Origin of the sequence: Georgenia wangjunii, from assembly GCF_036421975.1 — a bacterium.
GTDB lineage: Bacteria > Actinomycetota > Actinomycetes > Actinomycetales > Actinomycetaceae > Georgenia_A > Georgenia_A wangjunii.
The window spans coordinates 288,908-302,079 of record NZ_JAZGON010000002.1; the positions used below are offsets into that span (position 1 = coordinate 288,908).

15 protein-coding genes and 1 pseudogene are annotated in these 13,172 nt (G+C 70.2%); 6 read left to right on the forward strand and 10 right to left on the reverse strand.

Translation table 11 applies throughout. The features are described from left to right. Positions 1–670: 670 nt before the first annotated feature. A complete protein-coding gene (locus tag V2J63_RS05295; RefSeq protein WP_331229961.1) occupies positions 671–1,024 on the reverse strand; it encodes a 4Fe-4S dicluster domain-containing protein in 354 nt (117 codons plus the stop codon). A 153-nt stretch (positions 1,025–1,177) separates the two neighbouring features. Between V2J63_RS05295 and V2J63_RS05300 the strand changes: the two genes are divergently transcribed. Further along, on the forward strand, positions 1,178–1,456 hold the full coding sequence (locus V2J63_RS05300; RefSeq protein WP_331229962.1) for a hypothetical protein: 279 nt from the start codon (positions 1,178–1,180) through the stop codon (positions 1,454–1,456). A 59-nt stretch (positions 1,457–1,515) separates the two neighbouring features. Here V2J63_RS05300 and V2J63_RS05305 read toward each other — a convergent pair whose 3' ends face one another. The 5 genes and pseudogenes from V2J63_RS05305 to V2J63_RS05325 all read right to left on the reverse strand — a co-directional run bounded on the left by V2J63_RS05305 (position 1,516) and on the right by V2J63_RS05325 (position 4,136). Beyond that, positions 1,516–1,803, reverse strand: a complete 288-nt coding sequence (locus V2J63_RS05305) for a putative quinol monooxygenase (protein WP_331229963.1) — start codon at positions 1,801–1,803, stop codon at positions 1,516–1,518. Between the two features lie 221 nt (positions 1,804–2,024). Next, positions 2,025–2,261, reverse strand: coding sequence for a hypothetical protein (locus V2J63_RS05310; RefSeq protein WP_331229964.1), 237 nt, complete (start codon positions 2,259–2,261; stop codon positions 2,025–2,027). Positions 2,262–2,332: 71 nt separating this feature from the next. Continuing rightward, positions 2,333–2,791, reverse strand: coding sequence for an SRPBCC family protein (locus V2J63_RS05315; RefSeq protein WP_331229965.1), 459 nt, complete (start codon positions 2,789–2,791; stop codon positions 2,333–2,335). A gap of 182 nt (positions 2,792–2,973) precedes the next feature. Further along, positions 2,974–3,489, reverse strand: a pseudogene (locus tag V2J63_RS05320) (IS30 family transposase). Beyond that, positions 3,483–4,136 (reverse strand): helix-turn-helix domain-containing protein, encoded by a 654-nt coding sequence (locus V2J63_RS05325; protein WP_331229966.1) that lies wholly within the window; start codon positions 4,134–4,136, stop codon positions 3,483–3,485. Before V2J63_RS05325 ends, V2J63_RS05320 begins: the two are co-directional and overlap by 7 nt. Before the next feature lie 350 nt (positions 4,137–4,486). Between V2J63_RS05325 and V2J63_RS05330 the strand changes: the two genes are divergently transcribed. Together V2J63_RS05330 and V2J63_RS05335 are read left to right on the forward strand one after the other, a co-directional pair. Further along, positions 4,487–5,107 (forward strand): TetR/AcrR family transcriptional regulator, encoded by a 621-nt coding sequence (locus V2J63_RS05330; RefSeq protein ID WP_331229967.1) that lies wholly within the window; start codon positions 4,487–4,489, stop codon positions 5,105–5,107. Next, a complete protein-coding gene (locus V2J63_RS05335; protein WP_331229968.1) occupies positions 5,104–6,342 on the forward strand; it encodes an FAD-dependent monooxygenase in 1,239 nt (412 codons plus the stop codon). Before V2J63_RS05330 ends, V2J63_RS05335 begins: the two co-directional genes overlap by 4 nt. A 144-nt stretch (positions 6,343–6,486) precedes the next feature. On the opposite strand, the gene V2J63_RS05340 is transcribed toward V2J63_RS05335, so the two are convergent. Further along, a complete protein-coding gene (locus V2J63_RS05340) occupies positions 6,487–7,047 on the reverse strand; it encodes a DEAD/DEAH box helicase family protein (RefSeq protein WP_331229969.1) in 561 nt (186 codons plus the stop codon). A 508-nt stretch (positions 7,048–7,555) separates the two neighbouring features. Further along, positions 7,556–7,933 (reverse strand): HNH endonuclease, encoded by a 378-nt coding sequence (locus V2J63_RS05345; RefSeq protein ID WP_491062216.1) that lies wholly within the window; start codon positions 7,931–7,933, stop codon positions 7,556–7,558. A 176-nt stretch (positions 7,934–8,109) separates the two neighbouring features. Here V2J63_RS05345 and V2J63_RS05350 point away from each other — a divergent pair, with 176 nt between their 5' ends. Both V2J63_RS05350 and V2J63_RS05355 read left to right on the forward strand, forming a co-directional pair. Further along, complete coding sequence (locus V2J63_RS05350; protein WP_331229971.1) at positions 8,110–8,421, forward strand: MTH1187 family thiamine-binding protein; 312 nt, start codon at positions 8,110–8,112, stop codon at positions 8,419–8,421. 44 nt (positions 8,422–8,465) lie between these two features. Beyond that, positions 8,466–9,077 (forward strand): class I SAM-dependent methyltransferase, encoded by a 612-nt coding sequence (locus tag V2J63_RS05355; protein WP_331229972.1) that lies wholly within the window; start codon positions 8,466–8,468, stop codon positions 9,075–9,077. Between the two features lie 43 nt (positions 9,078–9,120). Here V2J63_RS05355 and V2J63_RS05360 read toward each other — a convergent pair whose 3' ends face one another. Both V2J63_RS05360 and V2J63_RS05365 read right to left on the reverse strand, forming a co-directional pair. Beyond that, positions 9,121–9,594 carry a hypothetical protein gene (locus V2J63_RS05360; protein ID WP_331229973.1) on the reverse strand — a complete coding sequence of 158 codons (474 nt, stop codon included), beginning with the start codon at positions 9,592–9,594 and terminating at the stop codon, positions 9,121–9,123. Between the two features lie 203 nt (positions 9,595–9,797). After that, positions 9,798–11,315 (reverse strand): MDR family MFS transporter, encoded by a 1,518-nt coding sequence (locus tag V2J63_RS05365; RefSeq protein ID WP_331229974.1) that lies wholly within the window; start codon positions 11,313–11,315, stop codon positions 9,798–9,800. A gap of 583 nt (positions 11,316–11,898) precedes the next feature. On the opposite strand from V2J63_RS05365, the gene V2J63_RS05370 reads away from it, so the two are divergent. Next, entirely contained in the window at positions 11,899–13,131 is a 1,233-nt protein-coding gene (locus tag V2J63_RS05370; protein WP_331229975.1) for an MFS transporter, read from the forward strand. Positions 13,132–13,172: the final 41 nt, after the last annotated feature.

The window sequence follows — 13,172 nt, forward strand, 5'->3', positions numbered from 1 at the left end:
GCGCGAGCGTCCGCTCATGCCGCCGGTCGCGCGTGGAAGTCGGCAGTGCGCCGCATGTGGCCAGGATGCGGCCGGCTCCCGGTTCCTCGGCGACGTGTGCTCACCGCGGGCGATGGCGGCGAACGCTGAGGGCGCACCGGTATGACGGCACGACAAGTTCCCGCAGCGAACGGCGGGAGCCGCGATGTCAGTGGCTACCTACACGATGGATGCCACAGCTCATCCCAGAGGAGGCGTCGGACATGAACAACGAGACCCACCGTGTGCGCACTGTCTTTGAGTGTCGTAGCGGTCACCGCCACGAACTCTGCGTCACCGTCTCGAGGGGCGTTCCACCGGATCTGCGATGCGAGCCCGACAATGGCACTGGTTATGGTCCGGGCGGGGGCACTGGGTGCGCCGTTCCTAGAGACCTCAATCAGCGCGTCGAGCGGGTGCTGCGCAACGACCTCGTGGAGGCACGAAGGCGCGGCTTCGTCCTAATCGTGGGGTAGCTCCGACTGCGTGCCCAGTCCCCGTGGCGTGGGTTGCCGGCATCCCGACCCGCCCGCGATCCCGGCGCGGCTCACGCCCGCGCATGAGGTACCGCTGGCATCCGGACATGCCGCGATTCGAGCGCTCACCTACGCTGCCGCGGCGGCCACGGGGACTGTTCCGGCACTACTGATACCTACTCCACCAGGGCCACAGCGCCCTCGTCGTCGACGACGTAGACGTCTATCCGAAGTAGTGCGCGAACGGCCTCAGGTACCCGCAGCGCAGCCGTCCTCGCACTAGTCGGCACGACGACGGCGAAGCGGGCACTCGTGTCCTCGGCTATCGGCATCCGCCGCAGTAGCTGGCCGAACAGGGTGTCGACGTCCAGACCCAGTGCGGATGTTCTGCCCTTTGCCTCGGCATACAGAAGCTCGCTTCCCCGCCGCGCGACAACGTCACAGAAGTCCACTTCTCGACGCACGTGCCAGCCGCGATCGACCAGGTGCTGGCAGAACGCATCGACTACTCGGCGCTCGTCTCCTCGCATGCGGCCAACGATGCGCCCTATGGTCCGGCCTGGCCATAGGGCGATCGCGGACTCACTCTGGTGGCTACGCCGCTCGCCAACATCCGCACATGCCGCTGTCGGCGCGCCTTCGACAACTGCTCCCTCGCTGTCGGCCGGCGCTATCATCCTCCGATGAGCGTTACCGCCGTCATGGTGGCAGAGATCCCGAGCGGAGCCGCGGCTGGCTTCCAGGCGTACGAGTCAGCCGTTCTTCCCCTGCTCCCGCGTCACGGCGGCCACCTCGAGCGACGCTTCCGAACTGACGACGCGCTCACCGAGATCCACATCGTGTCCTTCCTGTCACAGGACGGCTTCGAGTCCTATCTCGCGGACGAGGAGCGCCAGTCGCACAAGCACCTGTTGGACGGCCTCGACATCACCCAGCGCGTCCTCCTGGTCAACGACGTGTAGAGCCCTCAGCCGTCTCGCCTGCGAAACGAGGACGTGGCCGAGGCAGCCCGCCGCGCCCATCACGTCAAGGAGCGCACCGCTGACACGTCGTACTCCGCCACCGACGCGAACCGGATCGCGCTGCCCTGGTCCTCGTTCGGTCCACTGCCGCGGAAGGCCTCCGCTGCTGCCTGCGAGACCCACTGCTCGAAGATGTTGATTCGGCTCACGTCGACGTGGTCCGCAGCGAGGTGGAAGTCCAGGCAGCCGTCGCTACCTCGCGCTTGCCGCGCCACGTCGACGCAACCAGCCAAGTAGGCCTCGCGACCCTCGGGGTCGACGGTGAGGTGTCCGGCGACGATGACCATTCGGTGCTCCTCGAGCGATGAGGTAGGGCGAGCCACTGGCAACCTACGGACCCATGGAAGTCGTGGCCGCATCGCCTCCCCGACTTTCGGCCATGTGCCGACCGGTGCGTACGGGTCGGGCGTGCTCCTTGTCGTGCTGGCGGTTGTACCGCGGTCTCTCAAGCGCCGTTCGGGGCATCGTCCGTGGCATCCGGACATGCCGCGCACTGGGTCTGGGTGACTCATCTACCGCCGGAGACTGTCCTCACGGACTGGGCCTTCATCCAGCCGTAGGACGTCTCTCCCTTGATCGTCGCCTCCACCGACTCGAGGACCATTTCGACCCTCGTGCCGTCCTGCCAGCCAGCGGCATTCGCCTCGTCGACGAACACCAGCAGGTCGTCGGCTCCACCCTTCGCCCCCAAGTAGACGGTGAACTCGCCGGCCGCTCCCACCTCCGGCGACCGAACATCGATCAACGGAATCAACATCCCGACCTGCCGCGGATGGCGTCTGCTCTATCGCGCAGTGCGCCCAGGAACGTGCACGGTCACCGGCCCTCGGCCAGGGCCGCGAGTCGGTCCAGGGAGTTCTGGAGCTTCTCCGCCGTAGTTGCCCGAGCTCGTGAAATCCGGCTGCCATCGGTCAACTGCGTCCAGTCGTAGGTATGGGTCACCCGCGTACTCGACGAGTCGATCGGCTCGAGTTCCCATCGCCACAGGTGGCCTGGCGGTTCCTGACCCGGCTCGGCAGGTCGCCAGGCGATGCGGAAGCCCTCGTCGAACTCGACCACGTGGTTCTCGCGGGCCTTCCCTCCGGTGAGGTTCATGACGAAGACATCGCCGACAGCGCGGACTCGCTGACCGGTAGGCGCCCCAGACAAATTGTCATTGCCATCCCAGCGAGGCTGCTGAGACGGGTCAGCGATGAGCTCGAAGATCTGGCCGGCACCGGCCGAGATGTCGCGGCTGGCGCTGGCGACGCGCAACTCCTGGTCCGGACTGGTCATCGCCCCATCGAAGCACAGGAATCACACCCCTGGCGCTGACCGCGGGTCGCCTCGATCGCACTTGCCGAAGACCGTGTGCCGTATCGGTCTGTACGATCGGCTGGCTTCGAAAGGGTCTCAAGCGAAATCTGTAGGCCCACGGATGAGGAAGACTTGTGTCCCTGACGGTGGCTCTGGTGGTCTCAACCGGTCATCGCAACGAGGGCGGATTGGTAGACCTCATGAGCAGTCTTCCATCCCAGTCGTTCCCGGGGGCGGGCGTTGATCTGGGCGACGGCCTCGAGGAGCGGGATCGGGGCTTCCGCTCTGAGGGCGGTCTTCTTGGGAAAGTACTGGCGTAGGAGCCCGTTGCTGTTCTCGTTGGTGCCGCGCTGCCAAGGGCTGTACGGGTTGTAGAAGTAGACCGGGACGCCGGTAGCTGCGGTGAACTCCTGGTGCAGTGTCATTTCGATCCCGCGGTCTCATGTCAGTGACTGGCGGATCGTGGGCGCCAGCGCAGTGAAGGTCCTGGCTAGCGCAGCGACCACGACGCGACTCGTCGCGTCGGGGATCGGCAGCGCGATCAGGTACCGGCTGTGCCGCTCGACGAGCGTAATGAGGTGTGAGCGGCCGCGGCGACCCACGATGAGCTCACCCTCCCAGTGCCCTGCTTCATGGCGAGTGCCGATGTCGTCGGGCCTGTCGTTGATGCTCACCATTGCCGGTATGCGCCCGCGCTCGGGGCCGGCGGACTTGACCCGCCGGTGTGGGGGCGTCGAACCCTGCCCGTGCGCAGCTGCGCTGTCAGCTCACCTGGCAGGGCCGCCTTGGCCTGCACGAACAGCGACGTGTAGATCGTCTCGTGCGAGACCCGCATGCTCGGGTCGTCGGGGAAGTCGAGAACGAGGCGGTGCGCGATCTGCTGGGGTGACCAGCGCAGGGCCAGCTTGTCCTCGACGTAGCGGCGTAGCTCCCCGATCTCCGCGAGTTTGCCCGTGCGGGGCCTGGCCTGACGCGCCTGCGCCAGGCGGTCCGCGCGGGCCGCGCGGTACCCGCCAGGCCCACCATTTCGGGCGATCTCCCGCGACACAGTCGAGACCGAGCGGCCAAGCTCGACCGCGATCGACGTCATCGTCCGGCGCGCGGCCAACCCGCGGGAGATCGCCTCCCGCTCCTCGGCGGACAACCGCAATGCCGACCGCGACGCAGTCCGCCGCGGGCGCACCCCGCCGGACTGCTGCAGCCAGTAGTGGCCCGTCGTCTTTGACACTCCGGCGGCGGCGACCGCCTGTTTCAACGTCGCCCCGCTGGCCCGCGCGGTGAAGAACCTCATCCGCACCTCGGCAGACTTCGGCTTCCTAACCACCGTGGTCCTCCTGTCCCTCAGGAGGTCAGCATGGACCGCCGATCTTGCGTTGATGCCCTGAGACCACCAGCAACAGGGGGTCAGTTCTCACCCGGCGTTGACACGGTCATGCCGCTGGCCGGCACGGCGGCATCGGCGAGAGTGCGCTGCACATGTGCTCCGCGACAGCGACTTCTGGGCAGCCAGAGGCCCGTCGTTCCGACGGCACCTCCAGGGGCGACGGCTTCGCTAGGCCTGCCTGGAGGCTGGCGCGGCCGAGCAACGCACTTCGCGACCGATTTGTGCGTACACGTCGCCTGCTCCACAGCGGACCTCGCGCTTGATCGGTACGGTGGGCTACGCTTTTGGGCATGCGCCCTAGACAGTCGCCCAAGGCTGGGCCGGGGCGCGCCGTGTCGACCGGCCCTTCTGCAGCCGTTCGGGGAGCGGAGGTCCGCCGACGGCTCCTCGCGGCTGCGGTGGTCTGCGTGCCGGAGCTCGGATGGACAGGGGTCAGCACGAGAGTGCTCGCGGCCCGCGCCGGTGTTGCCCCGGGTCTCGTGCACTACCACTTCCCTTCCGTGCAAGTGCTGTTGCGCACGGCCGCGGTCGACGCCCTCGCGGAGGCGCTCGCCGAGGCGGAGCAGGTCCTGGCGTCTGCGGGCGGTGCGGACGGGGTTGCGGCGCTGCTTGAGCAACTAGAGCGGCACGCCGGTGCGGATGCACGGTCGTTGCTCTTCGTCGAGATGTACCTTGCCTCGGCCCGGGACGAGGCGTTGCACGGGGACCTCCGGCGGCTCCTGCTCGCCTTCCGGCGAGCCCTGGAGGGTCACCTGCACCGGGGCGGGGTCGCGGACCCGGGCGGCACAGCAGCAGTCCTGGCCGCGGCTGTCGACGGTGTGCTCCTTCACCGGGTCATCGACCCCTCGCTCACCGCTTCGATGGCAGTCCCCGTCCTGAGCCGGTTGCTTGGCACGCGGGAGCACCGGTGAGCCGCCCGCAACGGGCGCTCGTCGTCGGCGCGGGCATCGCCGGGCTGGCGCTGTCCGACCGGCTCGCCGCTCGGGGTTGGACGGTCACCGTGGTGGAACGAGCCGGGAGCCCGCGTACAGAGGGATACGTCGTCGACTTCTTTGGGCTCGGCTACGACGCGGCAGAGCGCTCGGGCCTGTTGCCGCGACTTCACGAGCTCGCCATCACCGTCGACGAGCTGGCCTACGTCGGCCCGAGCGGACGACCGCGGGCTCGGTTGCGCGTTGAGCGACTCGCTCGAGCAGTCGACGGCCGGTTCCTGAGCATCCTCAGGCAGGACCTCGAGCGTGCCCTGCGCGAGCGAGTCGAGGGCCGTGCCGAGCTGCGGTACGGCTGTCGTCCAGCCACCGTCGAGAACGGGCCGGACGGCGTGGTCGTCACCCTGAGCGACGCCACCACCCTCGAGGTGGATCTCCTCGTCGGTGCTGACGGCATCCATTCGTGGGTTCGACGCACGGTCATCGACCCGGTAGTCGATCCGGCGTACCGATCGACGTCCCCGGTCGATGATCCGCACCTTCGCTCCCTCGGCATGCACACCGCGACGTTCACGGTCGACGACCCGCGATTGCGGGAGGCGATCGGTCGCAGGGTCTGCTTGACCGACACGCTCAACGCCATGCTGGGCTTCTACCCACTCCCCGACCAGCGGGTCGCCGTGTTCGCCGCGCACCGCACCGATGAGGCGTTGCCGGTCGACCCACGGGCGGAGCTGCAGGAGCGGTATGGGTCCTGGCCGTGGATCGGCGGCGCAGCGGTAGCCGCGTGCCCGCCGGGCGACGAGATCTACTACGACATCGTCGCCCAGGTCGAGGCCCTGCGGTGGCACAACGGCCGGGTCGTGCTGATCGGGGACGCCTGCCAAGCGGTGTCCCTCGTCGCTGGCCAAGGCGCCTCCCTCGCAGTGGCGGGGGCCGCCGTCCTCGACGCTGCCCTCGCTACCGACATGCCGATCGAGCAGGCGCTCGCTCGCTACGAGGCCCGGTGGCGGCCGGTGGTGCAAGCCCGGCAGGAGAGCGGACGCACCGGTGCAGGCTGGTTCCTGCCCGCCACGAGACGCGCCCGCTGGCTACGCCGAGGTGGGCTCCTCCTCGCCACCCTGCCGGGGCTCGAGGGCTCCCTACGGGGGGCTGTGGTCGGTCGGAGCAGGGTGCGCCTCGACGACATCGATCTCGACATCGAAGGGGTGCCCTGACCCGAGAGCCACCGGGCAGGGCCGACGTCGCCGCCTGCTGTGTCGACCCGCTCGGCGCGCGGCTGCCGGCCGCACATGCCGCCGGTCGCGCGCGCGGTCATCCAGTAGTCGGCTCGCCGTTGCGTCGAAGAGCGCCCGTCAGGGTTACAAGCTTTCGCCTGGCGCGTCGTCGGGTGGGCCGCCCGATCTGTTGACGGCGTCGGCGATCTGGAGGGCGGCCTGGGCGGGCGTGAGGTCTGTCGTGTCGATGACCTCAGCTTCCTTGTGCAGCCAGGTGTGGGCGGCCTCGGCATAGGGCTTGAGGTGGTTGCGACGGAAGTCGGAGGGACCAAGAAGCGTGTCCCCTTCGATGCGCCCGCGGAGGGTGTCCTGGTCAGCGTGGAGGACGAAGTGCCGTACCGGGATGGCATGGTGGTCGAAGCCCATGCTGATCTCGCGCCAGTACTGCTCGACGAGGACGGTCATCGGCATGATCAGGGTGCCGCCCGTGTACTCGAGGATGCGGCGGGCGGTCTCGACCACGAGCGGCCGCCACGGCGGCCAGTGCTGGAAGTTGTCCGTCGGCGGCAGCCCCGGCGTGAGGTCCATGAGCATCTCGCCGACCTTCTCGGCATCGAACACCCGAGAGTTCGGGACCAGGTTCTGCACCAGCCCGCTGGTCGTTGTCTTGCCGACGCCGTGGGTCCCGTTCAGCCAGACGATCACACCACCGGACGTTACCGGGGCACGCGGCCGATACCCGCTCATGCCGCGGCATGGACGGCTACGTCCGCCCTGGGCCTGCCCCCAGCCGCGATGGAGCGGCTCTGCCCTGGTGGGTAGATGCTCTGCCATGACACCTACACCGGAGTTCCCCGTTGTACCCATGATCGACGACGAGTGGCGCGCCGATCCGCTCCGCTCGGCGGTCGCCGGCTACCTGGCCCGATACAAGGGCGAGACGCGCCGGCATACCGAATCGGACCTGCGTGCCTACCTCACCTGTGCCAAGAACGCGGGCTCAACCCGCTCGCCGCGAAGCGTCCGCACGTGGAGCTGTACATCCGTTGGATGCAGGAGACTCGCCGCTATGCGGCGTCGACAGTCTCGCGAGGCGGGTCCGCAGGGCCGCAGCAGCGATCCTCGAGGTGGTCCGCGAAGGCCGGTGGCGGGTGGTGACCGGCGAGGATGCCCAGGCGGTCGACGAACGCGTTCGGGCCGCCCCGTGGACGGCCTACGGCTGAGGCCACATCGACACGTCGCGCTTCGGGAGCGCCAGCTCCAAGCCCGCGCAGATCTCCGCGTGCCGCAGCAGGAATGCGCGCTCGTCGAGTCGCTTGCGCCGTAACCACGAGACCACCTCGGCGTTGCACTTGCTGGCGTTGCACGAGGCGCACGCCGGCACCACGTTGTCGGCGGTGTACCGGCCGCCGCGGGAGATCGGGAGGACGCAGTCTCGTTGAAGCGGGCGGTCAGTTCCGCCGCAGTAGGCGCACCCTCCCCACGCCGCCTGCAGGGCACACCACTCCAGCTCGGTGAGGTCGTTCATGACTCGAGCGAGGCGGCGTCTCCGGCGGCGCGCGTCGCGGATGCGGCGGGTCGAGCTGGCCATCCCGGAAGCGTACGAGCCGCAGACCGCGGGAGCGTCCAGGGCGCTCCGATTGACTCATCCAGGCACCGTCCGGCTCCCGCACGGTCGGGCCGCCTACCCGTGCGGGAGCGCCCCGTTGCGCCCGCCCACCCCAGGCGCCGAGCCGGCATCAGACCTAGCGACCTAGCATGGTCACCATGCTCTTCGCCTTCTCCGTCGCCCCGTCCGTGACCGACGCCGCCGACGGCTCCGTGTCCGAGGCCGTCGCCGCGGCCGTCCGCGTCGTCCGCGAGTCCGGCCTGCCGAACGAGACCACGTCGATGTTCACGACCATCGAGGGGGAGTGGGACGAGGTCATGGACGTCATCAAGCGCGCATGCGAAGCCGTAGCCCAGTTCAGCCCGCGCGTGAGCCTCGTCCTCAAGGCCGACCTCCGGCCCGGGCACGACGGCCAGCTCACGGCGAAGGTCGAGCGCGTCGAGGAGCACCTCGGCACCGACCCCGCCTGAGCCTGCCGCTACGCACTCCGTACGCGGGGTGCGAGGCTGTGCGCATGGCTAGCTCGCACTTCGACTCCATCGCCGCCGACTGGGACTCCGACCCGGACAAGGTCGCCCGCGCCCAGGAGGTCGCACGCGCCGTCGCGGACGCCGTCCCGCTGACCCCGCAGCTGCGGCTCCTCGAGTACGGCGCCGGCACCGGCCTCGTGTCCCAGGCCCTGGCTGACCGCGTCGGACCCGTCACTCTGGCGGACAACTCCTCGGGGATGCGCGCCGTCCTCAAGGAGAAGGTCGACGCCGGCGTCCTGCCCGGCGCGCGGGTGTGGGACCTCGACCTCGAGTCGCAGCCAGCGCCGGACGAGACGTTCGACCTCATCGTCACCTCGCTCGTGCTCCACCACGTACGCGACCTCGGGCGGGTCCTGCGGAGCTTCGCGGAGCTCCTCGCGCCCGGCGGGCACCTGTGCGTCGTCGACCTCGACCGGGAGGCCGGGACCTTCCACGCCCACGACTTCGACGGCCACCATGGCTTCGACCGCACCGAGCTCACCGCGCAGCTCGTGGACGTCGGCCTCGGCGACGTGTCGATGCACGACTGCACCGACCTCCTCAAGGAGGGCGTGACCTACTCGGTCTTCCTCGCCGTCGCCCGCCGGAGCGGATGACGGCGTAGCGGTTCGGTCGACCCACCCCGTCCTCGGCAGAGACTCAGGGCGATACCTCGTCGGCGTCCGGCACGCCCGCACGCGCGAGCAGCCGCTCGCCCAGCGCGGTCTCGAGGCTCTCGAACAGCAGGTACACGAGTGTCCCGAGGAACGGTGCCACCGCCCACACAGCGGCGTGAGAGAACAGCGTGCCGATGAGCCACGTAATTCCGAGCCCCCCGAGCACCGAGAGGAGGTTGAGGCTCGTGCCGGCGGCCTGGACTCGGGTGTCGTGCTGCGGCATCGGCTTGCGGAACCCGCGCGACAGAACCGCCTCGAGGAGCGTGAAGGACAGCACGGCGCCGGTGGCGAAGAGGAAGACGCGCGCGATGTCCGGCGTCCCGTGCATCACCTGCAGCACCCCGAAGTTGGCGGTCGCGAGGATGGAGAAGCCGAAGGTGGTGCTCTCCCGGCCCACGGTGCTCCTCAGTCCCCGCACCACGGTCTGGTCGCTGCGGCCGTCGTCGCTGCCGTCCATCACGTCGAGCTCCTCCTGGTCGGTCCGGTTGGCGGGTCACCCGCCGCCGGAGGCGACACATGCTGACGTGCAGGACTTCTCCCCGACGGCCGGTGGTCAAGGTCAGGCTGGCACCGATGGTTGGGCGCCGCTCGCCGAAGAGCAGGAGGCCCTCGCGCGAAGCGGCCCGCTACCTGACGGTGTAGCGGGCCGCTCCTGGCGGGTCAGTGCGCGCCGGCAGTCTCCGGCCGCTTGGCGGCGTCCGTCGTCGTCGGCTTGCGCACGAGGAACGAGAACGCGACCGCGACGATCGCGAGGCCCGCCCCGCACAAGAACGCGTCGTGGATGCCGCCGGCCTGCGCCTCGACGTCGCCGAGGCCGTTCGCGATGCCCGCGGCGGTCCGGGTGGTCATGACGGTGATGAACAGCGCCGTCCCCGCCCCGCCGGCGAGCTGCTGCAGCGTGGTCATGATCGCGCTGCCGTGGGAGTAGAGCGACGGCTCGACCGACCCGAGCGCGGACGTCATGAGCGGGGTCATGAGCAGGCCCAGGCCCACGCTGAGCGTCACGTGGGCGGCCACGGCGTGCCACGTCGGGCTGGCGGCCGAGAGCAGCGTCATTGTCCCGAGCGCGCCGGCGACGACGAGCGAGCCGGGGATGACGAGCGGGCGGGGGCCGACGCGGTCGAAGGCGCGGCCCACGAACGGGGCGATGAGGCCCATGGTCAGCCCGCCCGGCAGGAGGACGAGGCCGGTCTCAAGGGTGGTCAGGCCCATGATGTTCTGCAGGAACATCGGCAGGAGGATGAGCGTGCCGAAGAGGGCGCCCATCGAGATGAGCATCATGCCGATGCCCACGGAGAACGTCCGCGAGCGGAAGGGCCGCAGGTCGAGCAGCGCGGCGTCGTCCCGCTGGAGACGGATCTGGCGCCACACGAAGACGGTCAGCGCCAGAGCGCCGATGACGAGCGGCACGGCCGGCGAGACGGCGGCGTTGCCCTCGGTGGACTCGCCGATGCTGCTCAGGCCGTAGATGAGGCCGCCGAACGCCGTCGCGGACAGCAGGATCGAGAGCACGTCGACCGGGACGGCCCGCGGCGTCGTGATGTTCTTGACGAGCTTCGCGCCGACGACGAGCGCCACGAGCGCGATCGGCAGGACGGCGAGGAACATCCAGCGCCAGCCGAGGTTTGCGAGGATGAAGCCGGAGAACGTCGGACCCGTCGCCGGCGCCACCGCGATGACGATCGAGATGAGCCCCATCGTGCGGCCGCGACGTGCGATCGGCACGAAGGTCAGCACCGTGGTGAAGAGCAGGGGAAGCATGACGGCGGTGCCGCTGGCCTGGACCACGCGGGCGGCGACGAGAAGGGGGAACACCGGCGCGGCCGCGGCCATCGCGGTGCCGGCCGTGAACGTGCTCATCGCGGCGATGAAGACGGCCCGGGTGGAGAAGCGCGTGAGGATGAGCCCCGTCGTCGGGATGACGACCGCCATGGTCAGCATGAACGCCGTGGTGAGCCACTGCGCGGTCGCGGCCGTCACCGAGAACTCGGCCATGAGGCGGGGGATCGCCACGCTCATGACGGTCTCGTTGAGGATCATGACGAACGAGGCCACGAGGAGCACGCCGATGACGAGCTTGACCTGGGCCGGGATCGCGTCGTCCGCGGGGGCAGCCGCGGAGGCGCCCGTGTCGGTGGGGCCCGAGGGGGCAGGGTTCGGGCGCTGGTCGACGCTCATGAGGAAAGCTCCTGGGAAAGTGGTCCGGACGTGCCGCGCTGCGCCCCGACGACGGCGCTCCCGCCCGCAGGGGCAGCCTCGCACCAGGGATGGAGTCTACGGTTGACCTGCCCGGCGTCCGCCAGGCTTTTTCTGCAACTCGTGTCGGTCTGTGTTTATGCCGGACGACGGCGGGGCTGCTTCCGGGAGTGACGGCGAGGCCGAGTCCGGGACGACGGCACGGCTGGTTTTCGGGGCGATGGCGGGCTGCTGCGCTCACGACGGCGGTCCGCAGGCGGCGACAACGGCGGGACGGCGCGCCGCGGAGCCGCAGGCGGACGTGACGAAACGCTCACGCCAGCGGCCGAGATCGGCGCGGCGCGCAACGGCACGGGCTCGTACCGTTGATAGCGGGAGCCGTGCCGTCATGGCACGCGCCTCGCGCGGCACGCATGTCGCCTCGCGCGGCGAGCACGACGCGCCTCGCGCGGCACGCATGACGCGCCTCACGCGCCACGCACCGCACCGGCGACGCACCGGCTCCCTCCGCGGCCCGCGCCAGAGGGAGACCCGCGTCCACGGCAGTCCCCGGAGGAGTCCACCTGTGCCCATCGCCATCCTGGCCCTCGCCCTCGGCGCCTTCGGCATCGGCACGACCGAGTTCGTAATCATGGGGATGCTGCCCAACGTCGCCGGTGACCTCGGCGTCGACGTCCCCACCGCGGGGCAGTACGTCTCGGGCTACGCCCTCGGCGTCGTCGTCGGGGCACCGCTCCTGACGGCGCTGACGGTGCGGCTCGCGCGGCGGTGGACGCTCGTCGGCCTCCTCGTGCTCTTCACCCTCGGCAACCTCCTGTCCGCCCTCGCGCCGACGCACGAGACGCTCCTCGCCGCCCGCTTCCTCACCGGCATGCCGCACGGCGCGTTCTTCGGCGTCGCCATGCTCGTCGCCGCGTCCCTCGTCCACCCGCAGCGCCGCGGCCGGGCGATGGGGACCGTCATGCTCGGGCTGACGCTCGCCAACGTCATCGGCGTCCCTGTGGGCACCTTCATCGCCCAGCAGTTCGGGTGGCGCTGGACGTTCGCGACCGTCGCGCTCATCGGCCTCGCCGCGATGGCCGCCGTCCTCGTCGTCGCGCCCCGCGGGGACCGCAGCACCGCGGCGCCCCGCTCGCTGCGCGCCGAGCTCGCGTCCTTCGCGAAGCCGCAGGTGCTGCTCACGCTCGCCGTCGTCGTCTTCGGGCTCGGCGGGCTCTTCGCCAGCTACAGCTACGTCGCGCCGATGCTCACGGACGTCTCCGGGCTGGGGGAGTCGGCGGTGCCGTGGGTGCTCGTCGTCGTGGGCGTCGGGATGACGGCGGGATCCTTCCTCGGCGGGCGCCTCTCCGACCGCAGCACGCTCGGGACGCTCGCCGGTGGGCTGGGGCTCGTCGTCGTCGTCCTCGTGGCGCTCGCGGCGTTCCTCGACAGCGCGCCGGTCGCCATCGCGCTGCTCTTCCTCCTCGGCTTCGCCAGCCTCGGCATCGGCCCGGCGATCCAGATGCGCATCATCGAGCAGGCCGGCGGCGCGCCGACGATGGTCTCCGCCGGCGTCCAGTCAGCGTTCAACCTCGCCAACACGATCGGCGCGTGGCTCGGCGGGATGGTCATCGCCGCCGGCGCCGGGCTGCGCGCGCCGAACGTCGTCGGCGCCGGGCTCGCCGTCGTCGGCCTCCTGCTGCTCGGGTGCTCGGCGGTGCTCGAGGTGCGGCAGCGCCGGGCGGCGGCGCTCGAGCCCGGTGCGGCCGGCGGGGCCGGAAGTGCCGGCGACGAGCCGCGCGTGGCCGTCCCGGCCTAACGAGACTCGGGTGGCCGTGCCGGCCTAGCGAGACCCGGACG